This is a genomic window from Micromonospora sp. NPDC049366 (assembly GCF_044466625.1).
GTDB lineage: Bacteria > Actinomycetota > Actinomycetes > Mycobacteriales > Micromonosporaceae > Micromonospora.
The window spans coordinates 18,314-39,126 of record NZ_JBITMV010000016.1 but is presented as its reverse complement, the minus strand read 5'-3'; the positions used below and the strand labels follow the sequence as shown (position 1 = coordinate 39,126).

The window sequence follows — 20,813 nt, the reverse complement described above, 5'->3', positions numbered from 1 at the left end:
GGCGGTCTGCGGTGTTCCGCGTACCCCGATGGTCGGCCCGGCACGGGTGAAACCGGCTCGCCCCGAAGGGGTGAACCTCCGCCGGCCGGGTAACCGGCCGCCGACCGGGGGAGGAACGACCTCGTGGGGGTGGGGCCGGGTGACGGAGCGGCAGAGCGGGGCACGGGTGGCGGCGGCGCGGGGCACGACCGGGCCGCCGCTGCTCGCCTCCCGGCTGAACCCGCCCGCCCTCCCCGAACCGGTGCTCGCCCGGCCGCGGCTGCTGAGCCGCCTGGACGCCGGCAGCGCCGGCCCGGTCACGCTGGTCCGAGCGCCCGCCGGATGGGGCAAGACCACCCTGCTCGTCTCCTGGACCCGGCTGGTCGGCGGCAGCGCCGGCGAGGGCGCCGAGGTGCGCGCCGACGGCAGCCTCGGCCACGGTCCCGGGCCGACGCCGGCGTGGGTGTCCGTCGAGGTGGGCGACGACGGCGACCGGCTCTGGTCGTATCTGGCCGCGGCGCTGCGCGCCACCACCGACCCGGCCCTCGATCCGCTGGACGCCCCGGTGCCGGACCGGGCGCCGCGCCCGGACCAACTGGAGCTGCTGGCCGCCGCCCTGGCCGCCCGCGAACAGCCGGTGCTGCTGGTCCTCGACGACCTGCACCGGGTCACCGACCCGGCGGCGCTGAGCGGGCTGGAGTTCCTGCTCCGCCACGGGGAGCAGCGGCTGCGCCTGGTCGTCGGCGCGCGGGCGGGGTTGCCGCTGGCCGTGCACCGGCTGCGGTTGGCGGGCGAGCTGACCGAGATCGGCCCGGACGAGCTGGCGTTCACCGACGACGAGGTGGCCGACCTGCTCAGCGCGCACGGGGTGCGGCTGCCCGCCGTCGCGGTGCGCCGGCTGCGTGAGCGGACCGGTGGCTGGCCGGCCGCGCTGCGGTTCGCCGCGCTCGCCCTCGACCGGCAGCCGGACCCGGCGCGCTGGGTGGGCCAGTTCGGTGGCGACCAGCCGGAGATCGCCGGTTACCTGCACGAGGAGGTGCTGGCGGCGGTCGACCCGGGGGCCCGGGAGCTGCTGCGGCGTACGGCCCTCGCCGAGACGGTCTGCGCCGACCTGGCGGACGCCTTGACCGGCGGCGTCGACGCCGAGCGGGTCCTGTCCGACCTGGCCGGCGACGGCGGGCTGCTGAGCCGCGACGACAGCCGGCCACCCTGGTACCGCTGCCATCCCCTGCTGACCGACCTGCTCCGGGCGGAGCTGGCCCGGCTGCCCGCCGACGAGCTGCGCGAGCTGCACCTGCGGGCCGCCGGCTGGTACGCCGACAACGGCCGCCCGGCCGACGGGCTGCGGCACGCGCTGTCGGCGGGGGACTGGGACCGGGCGACCGAGCTGTTCGTCGCGCGGTGGCCGGAGCTGGCCCCGTACGACGGGAGCGGGACCTCGGTGCCGGCGCCGGCCGCCCCGCCGCCGGAGGCGATCCGCCGCGACCCCGAGTTGGCGCTGGCCTGCGCCGCGGAGCGGGCGCACGCCGGTGACGTCGCGGCCGCCGGCGGGTACCTGCGCGACGCCGCCGCGCAGGCGGGCACCCTGCCGACGCCGCGCCGGGACCGGTTCCTGCGGTTGGCGACCGCGCTGGAACTCACCCTGGCCCGGTTGACCGGCGACCACAGCGAGGTACGCGCGGCGGCGGCCCGCCTCGTGCGGACGCGGAACGCCCCAGCGACGGCCCCCGCCGAGGGCGGCGCGACCGGCGGACCGCGTCCGGGGGGTGCGACCGGCGAACCGGTCCCGGCGGCACCCGGCACGGCCGGCGTGGGGCCTCGGGGCGGCGCCACCGACGACGCGGACCTGCGCGCCTTCGCCGGCACGGCGCTGGGCCTGACCGAGCTGGCCGACGGGCAGCTGCCGGCGGCCCGGTTCGCCCGGGCGTCGGCGGCGGCCCGGGAGGCCGGGCGACCGCGTACGGAGCTGGTCGCGGCGAGCCGCTCGGCGCTGCTGCACGCCCTGCATGGGGAGCTGCGCGCGGCCGAGGCGTCCGCCCGGGCGGCGCTGGCCATGCCGCCCTGCCACGGGTGGGCCTGTCGGCTCGACTGCGGCTACGCGTACCTGGCGCTGGCGGTGGTGGCCCTGCACCGGGACCAGCCCGAGGAGGTCGTGGCGAACCTGGCCCTCGCCGCACCGGCGATCGGCGGGACGGAGCCGGACGACGTGCCGCCCGGCGCGCAGCCGTCGAGGGCCGAGACCGCCGCCGAGGCGGTGGCCGCGCTCTGTCGCGCCCTGCTGCGGCACGACCAGGGCGACCCGGCCGCCGGCCAGCGGCTGCTCGTCGAGGCGCGGGGCCGGATCGCGGACCTCCCCGCCGCCGCGGAGTTGGCGCACCGGCTGCTCGCCGCGGAGGCGGACCTGCGCGCCGCCCGGGGCGACGTCGACGGCGCGCGGGAGCTGCTCACCGACCGGGTACGCGACGGGATCGAGCCGCTGGCACCGCTGGTGGTGGCCCTCGCCCGGGTGGAGGCTCGGGCCGGGGACCCGCGAGCCGCCGGCCGGAGCCTGCCGGACTGGTCGGCGCCGGAGGCGGCGGACTGGCCCCTGCCGGTGCGCGTCGAGGCCGGCCTGCTCGACGCGGTCCTGGCCCGGGACGGCGGGGACGAGCGGCGAGCCGGCCGACTCCTGGAACAGGTCCTCGACCTGGCCGGCCCGGAGGGTCTGCGGCGCGTCTTCACGCACGCCGAACCGGCCGTACGGGACCTGCTCGCCGCGCATCTCGACAGCGGCACGGCCCACTGGCCGACCGTGAGCGACCTGGTGCGCGGTGCGGACGAGCCGGCGGAGCGGGGGCCCGCCGAGGCGCCCCCGGCGCTGAGCGAGCCGCTGACCGAGCGGGAGCTCACCATCCTGCGTTACCTGCAGAGCATCCTGTCCAACGTGGAGATCGCCAGCGAACTGTCGCTGTCGGTCAACACGGTCAAGACCCACGTCCGCAACATCTACCGCAAGCTCGACGCGACCCGCCGCCGCGAGGCGGTACGGCGGGCGCGCGAGCTGCGGCTGATCTGACGCCGGTCCCGTCCCGGTCGCCGTCGGCGGCGCCGACCCGAGCCGCCGCCGACGGCGTTGCCTCAGGTGCCGGCGGCGGCGTCGACGGCGGCGAGCAGGTCGGGCAGCGCGTGCCCGCCGTCGTGGCGCACGTCGTTGACGAAGAGCGTCGGGGTGCCGTTGACCCCGCTGCGGATGCCGCCCACGAAGTCCCGCCGCACCCGGTCGGCGTGCGCCTGACGCTCCACCTCGGCGCCGATCTCGTCCGGTGGCAGGCCGAGCTGCTCCACCCCGAGCGACAGGTGCACCGGGTCGAGCTGGTCCTGGTGCTCGTAGAGCCAGTCGTGCATCTCCCAGAACCGGCCCCGCACCCCGGCCGCCTCGGCCGCCTCGGCCGCGCTCTCCGCGTACGGGTGCACGTTGGCGATGGGGAAGTACCGGTACACGAGCCGCACCGTCCCCTCCCGCTGCCGGAGCATCTCCCGCAGGTTCGGGTACGCCGCACCGCAGTACTGGCACTGGAAGTCGCCGTACTCGACGATCGTCACGGGCGCGTCCACCGCGCCCCGGATGTGGTCGCTGTCGCTCACCGGCGTCCGCAGCCGGGCGGTGACCTGCAGTGGCGTGGTCATCGGGCCACCACCCGCCGTTCGTCGGCCAACCGCTGCAACGCGTCCAGGATGCCGTCCACGCCGGGGTTGACGTCGCTCGGGGAGAGGTGACTCCAGGCGACCCGGCCGTCCGGGTCGAGCACCACCAGCGCCCGCGCCGCCTCGCCCCGCACGGTGTACGCGCCGTACGCCCGCGCCACCTCGCCCTTGGGCTCGAAGTCGGACAGCAGCGGAAATTCGATGCCCTGGCTGGCCGCGAACGCCCGGTGCGACCAGAGGCTGTCCACCGAGATGCCCAGCACGGCGGCCCCGTAGCGGTCGAGCTCCGGCATCGCGGCCTGGTAGAGCGCCATCTGGTCCCCGCAGACGGGACTCCAGTCGGCCGGGTAGAAGGCGAGCACGACCGGTCGCCCGCGGTGGTCGCCGGGGCCGGTGCGCCGCCCGTCCGGGGTGGCCGGCAGCAGGAAGTCCGGCGCCGGCCACCCCGGGCTGATCAGCCCAGTCGGATCAGTCATGACTCCCACGCTCGCGCGTGGTGGGGTGAGGCCGGCTCACCCCACCCGGGTGGTTCAGCGCAGCACCGGGGCGACGGCGATTTGGTTCTGCACCTCCCGGATGCCCGGCGCCGACCAGGCCACCCGCTCCACCTCGGCGCGCTCGGGCATCGAGTGCACCAGGCCGGAGAGCAGCACGGTGTCGCCGTGCACGCGTACGGTGACCCGCTCGGCCTCGGTGGCCCGGCTCCGGGCGAGCGCGTCGACGATCCGCTCGGCCAGGTCGTACCCGTCGGCGCTCGCGGTCGGCCGGACGGTGATGCCGTTGCTGACCCCGCGTACGCCGGTCAGCCGGCTGACCACCCGTTCGGCGGCCCGCCGTTGGTACTCCCACTCGACCTCGCCGTGCATCGTCACCCAACCGCCGGAGACGGTCACCTGCAACTGCTCCACCGGCACGAACGCGTCCCACTCCAGCGCGTGACCCACGGCGGCGGCGACGTCCGGGTCGGCCTGCTCCGCCCCGCCGGGCAGCTGCACCGTCAGGTCGTTGGCGACCGCCCGGACGCGGGCCACCCGGTGCGCGGCGCGTTCGGCGGCCCACTTCTTCGCGTAGCTGTCCACCCGCCCGGCCAGGGTGACGACCCCCTCGGCGACGGTCACCCCGATCTCGTGCGGCCGTACCCGCGGCTCCCACGTCAGCTCGTCGAGGACGTCGGACTGGATGTCCTGGTCGGTGCGGCTGGTGGTTTCGGTGGCCATCTGCCCCTCCTCCGGTCGCGGCGGGCGGCGCGGGCGCGCACGCCGCCTGCACCGATCCTGTCGCCGGGCGGGGTGACCGCCCCTCGTCCGGAGGGGGTGAGCCGTCGCGGCACGGGGCCCCGGGGCGCGATCCCGGACGAGGACGGCGGCTCGGGTGATCATGGGTCAGTGCCGGCTCGTAGGCTCAGCCGGGTCCCACCCCAAGGAGGTACGACATGGGTCCGATCAGGACGGCCTATCTCACCGCCGCGCACTCGGCCGTACGACTGCTGGACGATCCCGCCGTCGCCGCCCGCTGGGACGCTCCCAGCGCGCTCGCCGAGTTCGGCGTCGCCGGGCTCGCCGGCCACCTCGCCTCGCAGGTGTTCCAGCTCCAGACGGTGCTCGCCGAGCCGGTCCCGGATGGTCAGCCGGTCGGGCTCCTCGACCACTACGTGCCCGCCCGCTGGATCGGCGCGAGCGTCGACGACGAGGTGAACGTGGGCATCCGCCGGGTCGGTGAGGCGATCGCGGCGGAGGGGTCGGCTGCGCTGGTCGCCCGTACGGCCGCGGCGGTCGACGAGCTGGCCCAGGTCCTCGCCGCCGAGCCTGCGGACCGGGTCGTGCACCTGGCCCGGGGTCCGTGGTCGCTGACCCTGGACGACTACCTGACCACCCGGCTCATGGAGATCGCGGTGCACTCGGACGACCTGGCGGTCAGCGTCGGCGTGCCGACCCCGGAGCTGCCGGCCGACGTGCTCGACCCGGTGCTGTCGCTGCTCGCCCGCCTGGCCGTACGCCGGCACGGCCAGCCGGCGGTGCTGCGCGCCCTGACCCGCGCCGAACGCGCCCCCGAAACCATCACCGCCTTCTGACCCACCCCCACCCCCACCCCCCTCTCCCGCCCGCCCACCCTCCCGCCCTCCCGCCCTCCCGCCCGCCCACCCTCCCGCCCACCCACCCTCCCGCCCACCCACCCGGCCCGGCCCGATGATCAAGAGGTTCGCGTCATCGTTGATCTCCAACGTGACGCGAACCTCTTGATCATCAGGGGGGCGGAGCGGGAGCGGGTGGGGGAGCGGGGAAGGGCGGGGGGAAGGGTCAGTCCTGGGAGATGGGGGAGTTGGGGCGGTCCACGTCGACGAACTCGATGTCGTCGACCGCGGTGTCCTCGCGGCTGCCCGCGGCGCGGGCAGCCGTGCCGGCGGCCCAGCCGATCGCGGCACCGACCAGCGCGGCGCTGACCAGCAGCGTCCAGGGCAGGGCCGGCCGTCGACCGGCGAGCGCCTCGAACGCCAGGGTGGCGCGGCGGCGGGCCTCGTCGGCGGCGGAGCCGACCAGGTCGCCGGCCTCGTCGCCCAGGCGGTGACCGCCGCGGCGCGCCGACCGGGCGGTGTCCCGCACGCTGTCCCCCGCGGAGCCGACGACGGACACCAGGTGCTGCCACGCCTGGTCGGCGGTCCGCTCGGGCCTGCTGCGGCGGTCCAGCAGGTGAGTTCCGAACATCGTGTTACCTCCTCGGGTGCCGAAGTCGACGGCCTCTTCGGACGTCGGCGTCTGTCCCGCACGTCACGGTCCGACCACCGGCCAGTGCCCCGAGCGTCACCGCCGCAAACCCGCCGCCCAGGCGGATGCTCTCAGTGCAGCACGACGACGGCCGCTCCGCGGGCGAAGTCGTCGTCATCGTCGTCGTCACCGCCGCCGAAACCACAGGCCAGTACGAGGGCGAGCAGGGCGCCGACACCGGCGAGCGTCGCGAGTCGCTTGATCATCGATGGTCCTCTCCGTAGCGGTGAGCTTCCGTGGCCGATGCTAGGCAGCGCGGGCAATTCCGCAGGTGCGGACGAGGGCCGGACCAGGGCCTTCAGGACTGCCCCGGCGGGAGGTTCCGGGACGGGACGTGCCGTTTCCGCCCGAGTGGCCGGCACCGGTTACCCTGGGGCGGCGACGCGTCGGTCCGACGGATCGTTGAACGAACAGACGAAATGAAAACTCCGGACAAGGGCGACAAATGGTGCCCTGATCCGCGAATTGCTCATCCCGAGGGGTGGCGACCGAGGCCGTTGGAGGAATACTCTCGGTCGCGGCCCGCGTACTGATGAGACGCCCGGAGAACGGGCGGGTGGAGGTGCTCGCGTGAGCCTGTCGATCGTGAAGTCGGTTCTGTCCGGTGGTGTGGTGGAGATCGCCCCGCGTGGCGAGATCGACGTCGACACCGCGTACGAGGTGCGCGAGGCGATTGCCGAGGTGCTCGCCAAGGGACATCCGACCCGCATCGAGCTCAACATGCGGCTCGTCACCTTCATCGACTCCGTGGGCATCAGCGCGATGGTCGCCGGGTTCCAGACCGCCGAGGTGAGCGGCGTCAAGCTGGTCGTCACCGAGCCCAGCCGGTTCGTGCACCGGCAGCTCTGGGTGACCGGCCTGCTCGGCCTCTTCGGCGCGCCCGAGCCCTACTACGCGGGCGCCCCCGCGCCCGAGGTGCTCCCCGGCGCCTGACGCCCCGCCGGTCCCGCTCCGGCCGGACCACGCAGGTCCGCGCCGGCCGTACAACCCCGTACCTCCACTGCCGACGCTGCGCGCCCCGGTGACCGGGACCCGACGTCCGGGCTCGGGTCGCCCACCGTCCGGGCGTTGCCAGCGCGCCGGCCGTACGCGACGATCGGGCGATCGACGGCGGTGAGGGAGACGGTGTGCTCAGGCGGGATTCCTTCAGCTACACCGTCCAGGCGCGCTGCGCCCGGGACGACGCGGTGGCACTGCTCAGTGACCTCGGCCGGCAGGGCGACCTGCATCCGCTGATCGTGCGCGTGCGGCAGGTGCCGCCGCGGCCGGGCGCGCGGGCCAGCTACGTCATCAACGACCGGCTGGCCGCCGGACCGGTGCGCTTCCGTACGACCTACCGGGCGGACGTGCTGGTGATCGCCGACGACGAGATCGTGACGGTGGCCCGGCAACGGCCGGCCACCACCGTGCGCAACCACACCCGGCTGCGCGAGGAGCCGGGTGGGCTGGTGCGGATCGACGTCGAGATCACCCTCACCGCCCCGGCGCCACTGTTCGGGTACGCCTTCCGGCAGGCCCGGGCGGCGCACCTGGCGCTGGCCGCCCGACTGGGCGCGCTGCTGGACCGCGACCCCGGCCCGGCCACCGCCGACTGACGCGCCGACGTCGGGTGGCCCACGACGGCCACCCGACGTCCCGCGATCAGTACACCGACAGGTGCACGTGGTTGGTGTGGTCGCTGGACGGGTCTCCGCCCGCCCCGCTGTACGACTTCCAGCCGCTGCTGGGCAGCCAGATCTGCCGGTACCAGATCACGTAGAGCACGGCGAGCCGGTCGGCGTTGCGGATGAAGTACGCCGCCAGGTTGTTGCCGTACGTCTTGTCGCCGCCGGTGGCGTCGCCGCCGAAGCCGTTCTTCTGGGCCGCGAAGTCGCAGGCGCGCCCCTTCGGATGCTCACCGGAGCCGCCGCTGCGGTGACAGGAGACGTAGCGTGTGAAGCCGGCCGCCTTGGCCTGGTTGAGCGCGTGAAGCATGCGCGGCGTGATGCAGCCGGTCGCCGGGGTGGGGTCGTTGACGCTGCACGACTCGGAGGGCCACGAGCCGTCGGAGTTGCGCGGGGCCGGCCTGGCCGTCGCCGACGAGGTGCCCCGGTTGGAGGTGTCGACGGTGGTGGCCGCGCGGTTGTTGGCGACGGTGAGGGCCCGTTCCGCCTGTTCCTTCCGCTTGGCCATCACCGCGACCTGCTTGCGCTGCTCGCGGATCTCACCGTCGAGCGCGGTGCGGGTGCGGGTCACCTCGTCGCGGGTCTCCAACAGGTCGCGCAGCACCCGGTCCTCGTTCGCGGCGACCGCGTCGAGGGCCGCGGCCCGGTCCATGAAGCCGTCGGGCGTGTTGCTGTTGAGCAGCGCCGACACGGCCCCCAGCCGGCCGGTGCGGTAGGCCACTCCGGCGATCTCGCCGACCTTCTGGCTGCGGTGGTCCAGCTCCGCCTCGGTGGTCTTGAGCTGGGCGGTGAGCTCACCCTGCCGCTTGACCGACCGGTCGAGGGCGGTCTTCGCGTCCAGGTAGCCCTTGCTGGCCGCTTCGAGTTGGGCGCGCAGGGCGGGCGTGCCGCCCTCCTCGTCCTGGCCCGGTGCGGCGAGCTGGCCGACCGGGGGAGCGGCGGTGGCGGCGGTGCCGGGGCTTGTCGCGACGCCCAGGGCGAGCGTGGCGACGATCAGGGCCGCCGTGCGGGCGGCGCGTCGTCGTACGGGTGCCACTACTGGCATGCACATGTCCTTCCGTCAGCCGCCGACCGGGTTAGCTGACGGGTTCGGGACGGAAGATCCCTACCGCTTGCGCGGATGCACCCCACGAACGTGGTTCCCCGGCTCGCCGCGTCGGGCGATTAGGCGACGGCCACCGCCGGCGCCGGTGGGCGCCACCTGCCGGAGGCCGGAGCCGAGACTACCGGTGCCACCGGGGTCCGTGCAGCAGATGTGACTGACGGTGTCGACGTGGCTACGGCAAATTCCGGCATAACTGGACAATACACACCCAGATTTAAGGTTGTGCTCATTACCACTCAACCGACCCGCAGGCCCCAGCAGCCGCACCGGGCTCGATCTGCAACGTGGCGTGCTCGATGTGGAAGTCCTCGTGCAGCGCGGTCCGCGCGGCGGCGAGCACCGTCCCCACGTCGGCCCCTGGGCACATCGTGAGGTGCGCCGAGGCCACCTCCATGCCCGAGGTGAGCGTCCAGACGTGCAGGTCGTGGACGCCGGCCACGCCGGGCACGGCGGCCAGCCGATCGTGCACGGCGGTCACCTGCAGGTGCTTCGGTGCGGCCTGGACCAGGATGCGGACCGCCGCGCGCCCGAGCCGCCAGGTGCGCGGCAGGATGAACACGCCGATCGCGACCGCGACGACCGGGTCCGCCCACCACCAGTCGGTCACCGCGATCAGCGCCGCCGCCCCGATCACGCCGAGCGAGCCGAGCAGGTCGCCGAGCACCTCCAGGTAGGCGCCCTGGAGGTTGATGCTCTCGCGCGCCCCCGGCCGTAGGAGGGCGAAGGCGACCACGTTGGCGAGCAGGCCCAGCGCGGCGACGACGAGCATCGGCCCGGCGAGCACCTCCGGTGGGTCGCCGAAGCGGCCGACCGCCTCGACCACCACGTAGACCGCGACGCCGGAGAGTAGGACCGCGTTGGCGAGGGCGGCCAGCACCTCGAGCCGGTAGAGCCCGAAGGTGCGCTGCGGGTCCCGGTTGGCGTGCCGGGTCGCGGTGATCGCGGCGAGGGCCATGCCGATGCCGAGCACGTCGGTGAACATGTGCCCGGCGTCGGAGAGCAGGGCCAGCGAGCCGGTGCGCAGCGCCGCCACCGCCTCGACCACCATGAGCCCGCTCAGCAGGGCGAAGGCCGCCCAGAGCCGGCTGCGGTGCTGCTGGGCGGCGTTCGCCACCGACCCGTGGTGGTGGTCATGACCTGCGCCCACGGACCCACCCTCCGACAACGCTCCCGACCGATCCAACTTATGCTCACATCGCTATGTGTGCAAGTGACGGGCCGTAATCACCCACCGGTGACGTCCCACCCCGGTCAGCCCGTCGGGTCGACCGTGGTGAGCCGCTGGGTGGCCCGGGACAGCGCCACATAGAGCGTCCGCACACCCGACCCGGGGTCGGCCCGGATCTCGCTCGGCGCGACCAGCACCACCCCGTCGTACTCCATACCCTTCGCCTCCAGGCTGGTCACCACCTGAAGCCGCGGCGCGCCGAGCGTGCCGAGCCAGCCGGCCACCTCGTCGCGCCGGGCAACCGGCGTGATCACCCCGACGGTGCCCTCGACCTCACCCAGCACCTCCGTGGCAGCCGCCACGGTGGCGCTCGGCAGCTCCGCCGACGGCACGACGAGTTCGACCGGGTCGACCCCGGTCGAGCGGACCGCGGTGGGAAGGCGCAGCTCCGGGTCGACCCGGCGGATCTCGGCGGCCGCGACCGCGAAGATCTCCGCCGAGTTGCGGTAGTTGGTGGTCAGGGTGAACTCGTGCCTCTTGCGGCGGCCCAGCGCCTGGTCCCGCGCCCGGGTCAGCTCCGTCGGGTCGCCCGTCCAGGCGGTCTGTGCCGGATCGCCCACCACGGTCCAGGACGCCAGCCGTCCCCGCCGGCCGATCATCCGCCACTGCATCGGCGAGACGTCCTGCGCCTCGTCGACCACGACGTGCGCGTACTCCCGGTAGTCCTCCGGCCGCTGCCGGGCCGCCTCGCGGGCGGCGCGCTGCCGGTCGGCGAACGTGGTCAGCTCCCGCACGCCACCGGCGAGCTGGAACGGGTCCCGCCGCGCCCGCGCCGGCTGCACCGGCTTGCCGAGCAGCGCGTCCAACTCGTCGAGGAGGGCGATGTCCGCGATGGTCAGCCCCTCGGTGTCCAGCGTCCGGTACGCGGCCTCCAGCAGCCGGATCTCTCGGCCGGAGAGGATGCCGCCGGCGTACCGGCGCAGGCGGTCCGGACGGGCCAGCCAGCCGAGCACGTGACGGGGGTGCAAGCGGGGCCACCAGGCCTTCAGGAACTCCCGGAACTCCGGCCGGTCGGCGATCTCGTCCTCGAAGGCGCGCTGCTCGGGCAGCCGGTCGATCCGCAGCCGGCGGGCCTGCGCCCAGAGCGCGGCGAAGACGCCGTCGAAGCCGGCCCGGCGTACCTCGTTGCGGCGGGCGCCCCGGGGCAGCGCCCGGTCCCGGATCCCGTCCAGTTCCCGGCGGTCCAGCCGGAGCAGCTGCCCCCGGTAGAGCAGGCGCAACTCCGCCGGACCGTCCGGCGCGGCGTCCCGGACCGCCCGCTCCAGCACCCGGCGCATCCGCAGCGACCCCTTCACGGCGGCCACGTCGGGCGGGTCGGTGCGGGTGGCGCTCATCCCCGGGAAGAGTGTCCCCAGCGAGCGCAGGGTGGCCGTGTCCTCGCCGAGCGAGGGGAGCACGGAGGCGATGTACTCGACGAAGACCGACGACGGCCCGACCACCAGGATGCCGCCGCCGGCGTACCGGCTGCGGTCGGAGTAGAGCAGAAACGCCGCGCGGTGCAGGGCCACCGCGGTCTTGCCGGTGCCGGGGCCGCCGGCGACGATCGTCACCCCGGAGCCGGGGGAGCGGATCGCCTCGTCCTGCTCCCGCTGGATCGTGGCCACGATGTCGCGCATGCCCCGCCCGGTGGCCCGCGACAGCGTGGCGAGCAGCGCGCCGTCGCCCACCACCGCCATGTCCGGCGGGGCGGCGCCCGGGTCGAGCAGATCGTCCTCGATGCGGGTGACCCGCTCACCCGTCGACTGGATCATCCGGCGTCGTACGACGCCCAGCGGCTGCGCCGGCGTGGCCCGGTAGAAGGCCGCGGCGGCCGGGGCCCGCCAGTCCACCACCATGCTGGCCGCGTTCTCGTCCCGGATGCCGAGCCGCCCGACGTGCAGCACCTGCCGGTCGCGCAGGTCCAGCCGTCCGAAGACCAGCCCCTCGTGCTCGGCGTCCAGCGCGTGTCGCCGCTGCGCGGCGTGGAAGACCGTCGCGTCGCGTTCGACCAGCGCCCCGAAGTTGCCGACCCGGGCGAGCCGGTAGCCGTCCCGCTCCGCGCGAACCGCGGACTCCCGCAGCTCGGCGAGCCGGGCGTACACCCGGTCGAGATGCCGCTGCTCGGCGGCCATCTCCTGCTCCAGGGTGGTCTGGTCGGTCAACGCGCGCTCCTGATCCCCGTCGGCGCGGGCGCCGCGGAGTTCGCGGGCCGTGCGCCGGGCCAACCGAACGAGGGTACGGCCCCGGTCAGCCGCGCGGCGCCCGAGGTACGTCGGGAAGGCCTGGTCAGGCCGGGGCCCGGTCGGCCGCCGGCGGCGTCCCCGGGGTGGACCCGGCCGGCCCGCCCGGCGCGTCCGGGTCGAGCACCTGCCGGAGGACGGCGCGCAGGGCGTCGTTCACCTCGTCGGGGCGCTCCATCATCAGCATGTGCCCGGCGCCCGGACAGACGGTGAGCTCGGTCGCCGGCAGCGCGGCGGCGATCGACTCGGCGCACGGCGGCGGGGTGAGCCGGTCCCGGTCGCCGACCAGCGCGACGGCCGGTAGGTGGGCCAGCGTCGCCAGGGTCTCCAGCCGATGCTGGGCCCCGATGGAGGCGCGGAATCCGCCGATCGAGCGGAGCGAGGCCCGGGCCACCGCCGAGGTGACCAGGCGGATGTCGGTGGGATCGCAGCGGTCGCCGAAGAGCAGCCACCGGATGCTCGGGCGCAGCGCGCGCAGCAGCGCCCGGGGTGGTCGCCAGGCGCCGCAGCGGGCCAGTACGCCGGCGCCGGTGGTCTCGGCGAGCCGGATCAGCCGGGCGATCCGCGGCGACAGCCCGTAGACGGTGTGGGTGTGCCCCTCGGCGGTGGTCGACACGAAGGCGAGGCCGGCGGTGCGGGCGGCGAAGTGGTCGGGGTGCCGGTGCGCGTACTCCATGATCGTCATGCCGCCCATCGAGTGCCCGACCAGGACCACGCGGCCGGTCGGGGCGATCGCGTCCAGCACCGCGGCGAGGTCGTCGCCGAGCTGGGCGAGGGTGGCCGTGGGCAGCGGCATGCAGCTGGAACGGCCGTGGCCCCGGGCGTCGTACGCCACCAGCCGCACCGACGTGCCGAAGACCTCGTCCAGGGCGGCGAGCTGTCGGTGCCAGCTGCGCGCGTCGAGCGTCCAGCCGTGCAGCAGGATGACGGTCACCCCGGCGTCCGCCGCGCCGGCCACCTCGACGTGCAGGCGCACCCCGTCGGGGAGACGGATCTCCGTCTGCTCCGGCATCGTCACCTCCCCAGGTCGCCCGGATCGACCACCGGGATACCCGGCGGTAACACCGGCTACCCGCCATGACACCACGCCAACCACGGCGGTGAGAAGATTCGCGACCCGGGCCCCCGCCCGGCCGGTGCCGACCAAGCTGGGTGGATGGGGTCGCCGCAGGCACGGCCGCCCGAGTCGGGCCGCCTCGCCGGTGGCACGCCCCGGGCCGCGCTCGCCGCGCTGTTCGCCGGCAACCGCCGGTTCGTGAGCGGCCGGCCGGTGCACGGCCACGACGTCACCGCCGCCGCCGCGAGCGCCTCCGGCGAGCAGCAGCCGTACGCCGTGCTGCTCGGCTGCATCGACTCGCGGGTGCCGTTGGAGGCGATCTTCGACCAGACCTTCGGGTCGATCTGTGTGATCCGCACCGGTGGTCACGTGCTGGACCGGGCCGTGCTCGGCTCGATCGAGTACGTCGTCGACGCGCTGGGCGTGCCGCTCGTGGTGGTGCTCGGACACGAGCGCTGCGGCGCGGTGGGTGCGGCGGTCGAGGTGGCCCGCGGCGGAGAACGCCCGGACGGGGCGCTCGCCCACCTGGTCGACCAGATCGCCCCGGCGGTCGCGGAGGTGGGCGCCACCGACCCGCGGGTCCACCCGCTGGCCGTCCGGCGGCACGTCCTGCGGACGGTGGCCGCCCTGCGGGTCGAGGAGCGCCTGGCCGGGCCGATCGCCGCCGGCCGGGTGGACGTGGTCGGCGCCCTCTACGACCTCGCCACCGGCGAGGTCCGCCTGCTCAGCTGAGCGGGCCGGCCCGCAGACAGCGAACCGCCCGTCGGGATGTCCCGACGGGCGGTTCGTGCGCGTGAAGCGGGCGGCTCAGGCCTCGAAGACGCCGGCCGCGACCAGGCGCTTCTCGGTCGCGTCCCAGCCGTCGCCGGGGTGCGCGGCGGCCAGGGTGGTGATCTCGGCCCGGATCTTCGCGGCGTGGCCCGCGGCGGCCAGCGTACGGATCTCCTCGACGAAGGCCTCGGAGTCGGTGCGCAGGTGCGCGGTCTTGCCGTTGGTCAGGTTCCGCACGTAGGCGTGCTTGCCGCCGTTGAGCGGGATGAGGTACTTGAACTCGCCCAGCACGCTGAGGGCGCCACCCTGGCCAGCCTGGCCGGCCCGGACGGACGCGCGCGCGGTCTTAGAGGTGTTGCTCGCCACGGAGGTACTCCTTGCAAGACGTACGGGAGGACGAAACGTCCGGGGGCTGTGTGCGGGCGCCACCGTCGTGGTGAGCCCGCGAAGACGTGCGCGGCACAAAGCCGCCGGTGGAACTGTACACGAACACGATGCCTGGCTGGTCATCGCGCTGTCCTGAGAGACAACGGCGCTCACCCGGTCGGCTATTCCGGCGGACTCGCCCGGCGAATTTTCCGATTCCCTGGCGCATCATCCGTCACACAAGTCATCATGTGTAACCAGGAACCGCTCGGGCGTGTGAGGTCGTAGGGGAAGACGCACCTCGCTCTCCGGGAGGTCACCGTGCCAACGCGTGGCGTCGTATACGTCCACTCGACCCCACTCGCCGTGTGCTCACACGTCGAGTGGGCGATCGCGCGCGTCCTCGCCGCGCCGGTCAACCTGCAGTGGACAGCACAGCCCGTCGACCCCGGCGCCCGCCGGGCGGAGTGCGGGTGGACCGGTCGTCCGGGAACGGGCGCCGAGCTGGCTGCTGCCCTCCGGCAGTGGCCCATGATCCGTTTCGAGGTCACGGAGGAGCCGAGTCCGGGAGCCGACGGTGAGCGCTTCATGCACGTCCCGGGGCGCGGCCTGTTCCGCGCCACGGTGGGTGCGGCCGGCGACATCCAGCTCGGCGAGGACCGGCTGCGGACCATCCTGGCGACCGCCCGCGCACCCGAGGCGATCGCGCACGCGCTCGACAAGGCGCTCGGCACCGCGTGGGACGCCGAACTGGAGCCCTACCGCTACGCCGGCGACGGCGCTCCGGTGACGCTGCTCACCCGGGTCGGCTGACCGCCGAGGCCCGTGCCCCACCCGGCGACGGCCACGTGAAGGTCAAGTTGCCCCGATACGCGGAGAACTGGTGGGATGGGCGGCGTGTCGATTCGCCCGCGTCGCGCCGGCATCGCCGTCGCCGCCCTGACCGCCCTGCTGGCTTCCGCGTGCTCGACCGGCCCGGACCCGGCCGACCCGGCCCCGTCCGCGTCGACCTCGGCGCCGACACCCGCCACCTCGTCCGCGGCCGACCCGGCCGCCCGGGCCGCGGCCCTGGTCGCCACGCTCGCCGACGAGGATCTGGTCGGCCAGGTGCTGATGCCCTACGCGTACGGCAGCGCGGCCACCACGGTCTCGCCCGGCTCGGCGGCCGGCAACCGGGCGCTCGCCGGGGTGGACACCCCCGCCGAGATGATCGCCAAGTACCGGCTCGGCGGGCTGATCCTCGTCGGCTTCAGCGCCGACGACCCGACCAAGGCCAACCAGAAGACCACCAACGTCGACAACCCGAAGCAGGTCCACGAGCTGACCAGCGGGCTGCGCGAGGCGGCCGGCCGGCTGCCCACCGGCGCGGCGCCGTTCCTGATCGGCACCGACCAGGAGTACGGCGTGGTGACCCGGATCACCGACGGCGTGACCGCCCTGCCCAGCGCGCTGGCCGCCGGTGCGGCCGGTGACCCGGCGCTGACCGAGGCCGCCTGGCGGGCCGCCGGCGCCGAACTGGCCGCGATGGGGATCAACCTGGACTTCGCCCCGATCGGCGACGTCCTCGCCACCCGCAGCACGGTGATCGGCTCCCGGTCGTTCGGCGCCGACCCGAAGCAGGTCGCCGCCCAGGTGGGCGGTGCCGTGCGGGGGCTCCAGGCCGCGGGGGTCGCCGCCACCGTCAAGCACTTCCCCGGGCACGGGCACAGCGCCGACGACTCGCACAAGGAGCTGCCGGCGCTCACCCAGTCCCGCGCCGCGCTGGGGGCCGGCGCGTGGCCGCCGTTCACGGCGGGGATCGAGGCCGGGACCATGGCGGTCATGTCCGGCCACCTCGACGTACGCGCCATCGACCCGGGCACGCCGGCCACCTTCTCCCACAAGCTGCTGACCGACGTGCTCCGCAAGCAGCTCGGCTTCCAGGGCGTCGTGATCACCGACGGGATGAACATGGCGCCGGCGATGCGCTGGTCGCCGGGGGAGGCGGCGGTGCGGGCGCTGAACGCCGGTAACGACCTGATCCTGATGACCCCGAACGTCACCCAGGCGTACGACGGGCTGCTGGCCGCGCTGCGCGACGGCTCGCTGCCCCGGGCCCGGCTCGTCGACGCGGTGACCCGGGTGCTGACGATGAAGTTCCGGCTGGCCGGCTCCTCGGCGCCGGCGATGTCCACGCTCGACGACCCGGCGCACCGGGCGGCGGCCGAGAAGCTGGCCGGGGCGGCGGTGACCGTGCTGCGCGGCTCGTGCGGCACCACGCCCGTCAAGGGCCCGGTGACCGTCTCCACCTCCGGCGGACGGGACCGGACGCGGGCGCTGCTGACCGACGCCCTGAAGGCGGCCGGGGTGCCGGTGGTGCCCAGCGGCGGGACGGTGGTGCACCTGGTCGGCTACGGCGACGGAGCCTCGGACCTGCGCGCCGACGCCGCGGTGACGGTCGCCATGGACACCCCGTACGTGCTGGGGGACGCGAAGTCACCGAGGCTGCTGGCCACCTACTCGTCCAGCCGGTCGTCCATGACGGCGCTGGCCGCCGTGCTGGCCGGGAAGGCACGTCCCGCCGGCCGCTCCCCGGTCGCGGTGCCGCACCTGCCTGCGACCACCTGCGGCGCCTGAGGGCCGGTCAGCCGGCGGCCACCGACCGGTCAGCCGGCGACCGCGAGCCCCCGGGTCGCGAGCCGGTACGCCGGCAGCACGTCCGTCCGCTCGGTGATCAGGCCCTCGTTGACCGCGAACACCAGCGTCTGGCCCGCCGAGCGGACGGCCAGCGCCCAGTGCCGCGACGACTCCTCGTCGAGCTCGCCGGTCGCCAGCCAGGTGACCTCGGTGGCGTCGAAGGCGCCGGCCCGTACCTCGCGGAACCGCTGGTCGTCGATCGTCTCCCCGCCGCCGGTGACGAACGCCTCCAGCGCGGCCCGTGGCGCGGCGGTCGGTTGGTCGGCCGCCCACACCCGTAGGAAGCCGCCGCCGGCACGCCGGCCGTCCACCTCGCAGCGGGCGGTGGTGCCGCCGCGCTTGGTGAGCGCGTCGCCGACCAGCTCCGCCAGCTCGCCCTCGGGGACCTCGACCGGCTCCGCCGTCCAGCCCGCCGCGAGCGGGAAGCTCACCGGCAGGGCACACGGTGTCCCCGCCCCGCCCGCGGCGCCCTCGGCCGGCGCGGCGGCGATCTCGTCGTACCAGGGCTCGCCGGTCGCCCGCGGCGCCGGATCCCCGGCCGCCCCGGCGGAGCTGTCGTCGGCCCCGCCGCAGCCGGTGAGCACGCCGAGGGTGAGCGCGGCCAGCGCGGCGGCGCAGTTACGTCGGTCCATGTGTCCGCTCCTGGTGATCTTCGGTCGGCACAGCAAACCGGTTCGGGAGCGCGGCGTCAACCGGACGGTCGCCCCCACGCGACGAGGCCCCGCGCTCGACGAGCGCGGGGCCCCGTGGTGGAGCGTCAACGGCCTAGGCGGGGTGGTGGTGAGCCTCCGGGGGGAGGGCGTCAGACCCGCGCGAAGACGAGGGCCACGTTGTGGCCTCCGAAACCGAACGCGTTGTTGAGAGCGGCGGGGATGTCCATGTGACGCGCCTTGTGGGCGGCCACGTCCATCGTGAGGGCCTCGTCGGGATCGTCGAGGTTGATCGTCGGAGGAACGACCCCGTCGCGGATCGCCAGGATGGTGGCGATCGACTCCAGCGCGCCGGCCGCGCCGAGCAGGTGCCCGGTCATCGACTTCGTCGCGGAGAGCACCGGGTGGTCGCCCAGCGTCTTGTGCAGCGCGCCGATCTCCAGCATGTCGCCGACCGGGGTCGACGTGGCGTGCGCGTTGACGTGGACGATGTCCCGCTTGGCGATGTCCGCGTCGGCGATCGCCCGCGAGATCGCCCGGATCGCGCCGTGACCCTCCGCGTGCGGCTGCACGATGTCGTACGCGTCGGAGGTGATGCCGGCACCGGCGAGCCGGGCGTAGACCCGGGCCCCCCGCGCGGCGGCGTGGTCGGCGCGCTCGAGGACGACGATGCCGGCGCCCTCGCCGAGGACGAAGCCGTCCCGGCCCTTGTCCCACGGGCGGGAGGCCCGCTCCGGCTCGTCGTTGCGGGTCGACATCGCCCGCATCGAGGCGAACCCGGCGATGGGCAGCGGGTGGATGACGGCCTCGGTGCCGCCGGCCACCACCACGTCGGCGCGGCCGGACCGGATGATGTCCAGGCCCAGCGCGATCGCCTCCGCGCCGGTCGCGCAGGCACTGGCCACCGAGTGGACGCCGGCCTGTGCCCCGAGCTCCAACCCGACCCAGGCGGCCGGGCCGTTCGGCATCAGCATCGGCACGGTGTGCGGAGACACCCGGCGCGGCCCGGACGCCTCCAGAATGTCGTCCTGAGCGAGCAGGGTGGTCGCGCCGCCGATGCCCGAGCCGACGCTGACGGCCAGCCGCTCGTGGTCCAGGCCCGAGTCGGCCAGACCGGCGTCCGCCCACGCCTGCCGGGCCGCGACGATCGCGATCGCCTGAGAGCGGTCCAGCCGGCGCAGCTTGACGCGGTCCAGCACCTCGGAGGGCTCGACAGCCAACTGCGCGGCGATCCGTACCGGCAGTTGCGCCGCCCACTCCTGGGTGAGCGCACTCACCCCGGAGCGGCCGGCGACCATGGCCTCCCAGGTCGACGCGACGTCCCCGCCGAGCGGGGTCGTCGCGCCGAGCCCGGTGATGACGACGTCGGGGCGAGTCATGGTCAGGACTGCGCCTCGATGTAAGAGACCGCGTCCCCGACGGTCTTCAGGTTCTGCACCTCGTTGTCCGGGATCTTGACGCCGAACTTCTCCTCGGCCGCCACCACGACCTCCACCATGGAGAGCGAGTCGACGTCCAGGTCGTCGGTGAAGGACTTCCCCTCGGCCACGTCGTCCGGGTTCACCCCGGCAACCTCTTCGAGGATCTCGGCGAGGCCGGCGGTGATCTCGTCACGGGTCATTGCGGTGGGTTCCTCTCATCGGGTTGATCACGTCGGCGGCCTCGCCACCGACGATCCGTCGACGCGGACGCGTCGAGGCGGGACTCAGGGGCACCGGACGACCTGACCGGCGTAGGTCAGGCCGCCACCGAAGCCGAACAGCAGCACCGGCGCCCCCGAGGGCACCTCCCGCCGCTCGACCAGCTTCGACAGGGCCAGCGGCACACTCGCCGCGGAGGTGTTGCCGGACTCGACGATGTCCTTCGCGATGATCGCGTCGGGGATGTTCAGCCGCTTGGCGATGCCGTCGATGATCCGGGCGTTGGCCTGGTGCGGCACGAACGCCGCCAGCTCGGACGGGGCCACCCCGGCGCGCTCGCACGCCTGCAGGGCCAGCGGCGCCAGCGCCGTGGTCGCCCACCGGAAGACGGCCTGGCCCTCCTGCTGGATGTATGGGCGCCAGCCCTCGATCCGTACCGCGTCGCTCTTCTCCGGCACCGAACCCCACACGACCGGGCCGACCCCGGCCGGCTCGTCCTCGGCGGCGGCCGTGACCACGGCGGCGCCCGCCCCGTCACCGAAGATGATGCAGGTCGAGCGGTCGGTCCAGTCGGTGAAGTCGGAGAGCTTCTCGGCACCGATGACGATCGCGTTGCGCGACGCCCCGGCGCGGATGGCGTGGTCGACGGTGCCCAGCGCGTACGCGAAGCCCGAGCAGGCCGTGTTGATGTCGTACGCGCCCGGCGCGGTGATGCCGAGCTTGGCGGCGACCCGGCAGGCCACGTTCGGGCTGCGGTCGACCGAGGTGCAGGTGGCGACCACGACCAGGTCGATGTCGGCGGCGGTGAGGCCCGAGTTGGCCAGCGCCTTGCCGGCCGCGGCCGCGGCCATGTCGGCCACCGTCTCGCTGTCGGCGATGCGCCGGGTGGCGATGCCGACCCGGTCGCGGATCCACTCGTCGTTGGTGTCCACCATGCGGGCGAGGTCGTCGTTGGTGACCACCCGGGAGGGCTGGTAGTGCCCCAGGGCGACGATCCGGCTTCCGGCCATCA

The 20,813-nt window shown here is 74.8% G+C and carries 21 protein-coding genes and 1 riboswitch; of the genes, 7 read left to right on the top strand and 14 right to left on the bottom strand.

All coding sequences use genetic code 11. The annotated features are described in order from the left end of the window. Positions 1-28 precede the first annotated feature (28 nt). Positions 29-3,034 carry a LuxR C-terminal-related transcriptional regulator gene (locus ACIBTV_RS22360; RefSeq protein WP_396707691.1) on the top strand — a complete coding sequence of 1,002 codons (3,006 nt, stop codon included), beginning with the start codon at positions 29-31 and terminating at the stop codon, positions 3,032-3,034. 62 nt (positions 3,035-3,096) lie between these two features. Here ACIBTV_RS22360 and ACIBTV_RS22355 read toward each other — a convergent pair whose 3' ends face one another. Genes ACIBTV_RS22355 through ACIBTV_RS22345 form a run of 3 tightly spaced genes read right to left on the bottom strand, consistent with a single transcriptional unit; the run spans position 3,097 to position 4,880 of the window. Continuing rightward, entirely contained in the window at positions 3,097-3,645 is a 549-nt protein-coding gene (locus ACIBTV_RS22355) for a DsbA family protein (RefSeq protein WP_396707689.1), read from the bottom strand. Continuing rightward, a complete protein-coding gene (locus ACIBTV_RS22350) occupies positions 3,642-4,139 on the bottom strand; it encodes a redoxin domain-containing protein (protein ID WP_396707687.1) in 498 nt (165 codons plus the stop codon). Before ACIBTV_RS22350 ends, ACIBTV_RS22355 begins: the two co-directional genes overlap by 4 nt. Before the next feature lie 54 nt (positions 4,140-4,193). Continuing rightward, entirely contained in the window at positions 4,194-4,880 is a 687-nt protein-coding gene (locus ACIBTV_RS22345; protein ID WP_396707686.1) for a BON domain-containing protein, read from the bottom strand. A gap of 215 nt (positions 4,881-5,095) precedes the next feature. On the opposite strand from ACIBTV_RS22345, the gene ACIBTV_RS22340 reads away from it, so the two are divergent. After that, a complete protein-coding gene (locus tag ACIBTV_RS22340) occupies positions 5,096-5,734 on the top strand; it encodes a maleylpyruvate isomerase N-terminal domain-containing protein (protein ID WP_396707684.1) in 639 nt (212 codons plus the stop codon). A 226-nt stretch (positions 5,735-5,960) separates the two neighbouring features. Here the strand turns inward: ACIBTV_RS22340 and ACIBTV_RS22335 are convergent, their stop codons facing one another. Together ACIBTV_RS22335 and ACIBTV_RS22330 are read right to left on the bottom strand one after the other, a co-directional pair. Then, positions 5,961-6,365 carry a hypothetical protein gene (locus ACIBTV_RS22335; RefSeq protein ID WP_396707682.1) on the bottom strand — a complete coding sequence of 135 codons (405 nt, stop codon included), beginning with the start codon at positions 6,363-6,365 and terminating at the stop codon, positions 5,961-5,963. Between the two features lie 131 nt (positions 6,366-6,496). After that, positions 6,497-6,631: a hypothetical protein gene (locus ACIBTV_RS22330; RefSeq protein WP_396707680.1), complete on the bottom strand. Its 135-nt coding sequence runs from the start codon at positions 6,629-6,631 to the stop codon at positions 6,497-6,499. Positions 6,632-6,995: 364 nt separating this feature from the next. Here ACIBTV_RS22330 and ACIBTV_RS22325 point away from each other — a divergent pair, with 364 nt between their 5' ends. Together ACIBTV_RS22325 and ACIBTV_RS22320 are read left to right on the top strand one after the other, a co-directional pair. Then, positions 6,996-7,358, top strand: a complete 363-nt coding sequence (locus ACIBTV_RS22325; protein WP_396707678.1) for an STAS domain-containing protein — start codon at positions 6,996-6,998, stop codon at positions 7,356-7,358. A gap of 194 nt (positions 7,359-7,552) precedes the next feature. After that, the gene (locus ACIBTV_RS22320) at positions 7,553-8,020 is read left to right on the top strand and encodes an SRPBCC family protein (RefSeq protein WP_396707676.1); all 468 of its coding nucleotides are present in this window, start codon (positions 7,553-7,555) and stop codon (positions 8,018-8,020) included. A 46-nt stretch (positions 8,021-8,066) separates the two neighbouring features. On the opposite strand, the gene ACIBTV_RS22315 is transcribed toward ACIBTV_RS22320, so the two are convergent. The 4 genes from ACIBTV_RS22315 to ACIBTV_RS22300 form a co-directional block, all read right to left on the bottom strand. Beyond that, positions 8,067-9,134, bottom strand: a complete 1,068-nt coding sequence (locus ACIBTV_RS22315; protein ID WP_396707675.1) for a coiled-coil domain-containing protein — start codon at positions 9,132-9,134, stop codon at positions 8,067-8,069. A gap of 4 nt (positions 9,135-9,138) precedes the next feature. Continuing rightward, positions 9,139-9,270, bottom strand: a riboswitch (cyclic di-AMP (ydaO/yuaA leader). 153 nt (positions 9,271-9,423) lie between these two features. Continuing rightward, positions 9,424-10,341, bottom strand: coding sequence for a cation diffusion facilitator family transporter (locus tag ACIBTV_RS22310; protein WP_396707673.1), 918 nt, complete (start codon positions 10,339-10,341; stop codon positions 9,424-9,426). Positions 10,342-10,445: 104 nt separating this feature from the next. Continuing rightward, the gene (locus tag ACIBTV_RS22305) at positions 10,446-12,563 is read right to left on the bottom strand and encodes a HelD family protein (RefSeq protein WP_396707965.1); all 2,118 of its coding nucleotides are present in this window, start codon (positions 12,561-12,563) and stop codon (positions 10,446-10,448) included. Positions 12,564-12,687: 124 nt separating this feature from the next. After that, on the bottom strand, positions 12,688-13,653 hold the full coding sequence (locus tag ACIBTV_RS22300) for an alpha/beta fold hydrolase (protein ID WP_396707671.1): 966 nt from the start codon (positions 13,651-13,653) through the stop codon (positions 12,688-12,690). Between the two features lie 144 nt (positions 13,654-13,797). On the opposite strand from ACIBTV_RS22300, the gene ACIBTV_RS22295 reads away from it, so the two are divergent. Continuing rightward, positions 13,798-14,430, top strand: a complete 633-nt coding sequence (locus ACIBTV_RS22295; protein WP_396707669.1) for a carbonic anhydrase — start codon at positions 13,798-13,800, stop codon at positions 14,428-14,430. A 75-nt stretch (positions 14,431-14,505) separates the two neighbouring features. On the opposite strand, the gene ACIBTV_RS22290 is transcribed toward ACIBTV_RS22295, so the two are convergent. Then, on the bottom strand, positions 14,506-14,835 hold the full coding sequence (locus ACIBTV_RS22290; protein ID WP_396707667.1) for a hypothetical protein: 330 nt from the start codon (positions 14,833-14,835) through the stop codon (positions 14,506-14,508). Positions 14,836-15,156: 321 nt separating this feature from the next. Here ACIBTV_RS22290 and ACIBTV_RS22285 point away from each other — a divergent pair, with 321 nt between their 5' ends. Beyond that, the gene (locus ACIBTV_RS22285) at positions 15,157-15,648 is read left to right on the top strand and encodes a DUF3145 domain-containing protein (protein WP_396707666.1); all 492 of its coding nucleotides are present in this window, start codon (positions 15,157-15,159) and stop codon (positions 15,646-15,648) included. A gap of 75 nt (positions 15,649-15,723) precedes the next feature. Beyond that, entirely contained in the window at positions 15,724-17,451 is a 1,728-nt protein-coding gene (locus ACIBTV_RS22280) for a glycoside hydrolase family 3 protein (protein WP_396707664.1), read from the top strand. A gap of 29 nt (positions 17,452-17,480) precedes the next feature. Here the strand turns inward: ACIBTV_RS22280 and ACIBTV_RS22275 are convergent, their stop codons facing one another. From ACIBTV_RS22275 to ACIBTV_RS22260, 4 genes are all read right to left on the bottom strand, one after another. After that, positions 17,481-18,143: a lipoprotein gene (locus tag ACIBTV_RS22275; RefSeq protein ID WP_396707662.1), complete on the bottom strand. Its 663-nt coding sequence runs from the start codon at positions 18,141-18,143 to the stop codon at positions 17,481-17,483. A gap of 170 nt (positions 18,144-18,313) precedes the next feature. Beyond that, positions 18,314-19,540, bottom strand: coding sequence for a beta-ketoacyl-ACP synthase II (gene fabF, locus ACIBTV_RS22270; protein WP_396707660.1), 1,227 nt, complete (start codon positions 19,538-19,540; stop codon positions 18,314-18,316). Between the two features lie 2 nt (positions 19,541-19,542). Then, the gene (locus ACIBTV_RS22265) at positions 19,543-19,782 is read right to left on the bottom strand and encodes an acyl carrier protein (protein ID WP_007072348.1); all 240 of its coding nucleotides are present in this window, start codon (positions 19,780-19,782) and stop codon (positions 19,543-19,545) included. A gap of 84 nt (positions 19,783-19,866) precedes the next feature. Beyond that, entirely contained in the window at positions 19,867-20,811 is a 945-nt protein-coding gene (locus tag ACIBTV_RS22260) for a beta-ketoacyl-ACP synthase III (RefSeq protein WP_396707658.1), read from the bottom strand. Positions 20,812-20,813: the final 2 nt, after the last annotated feature.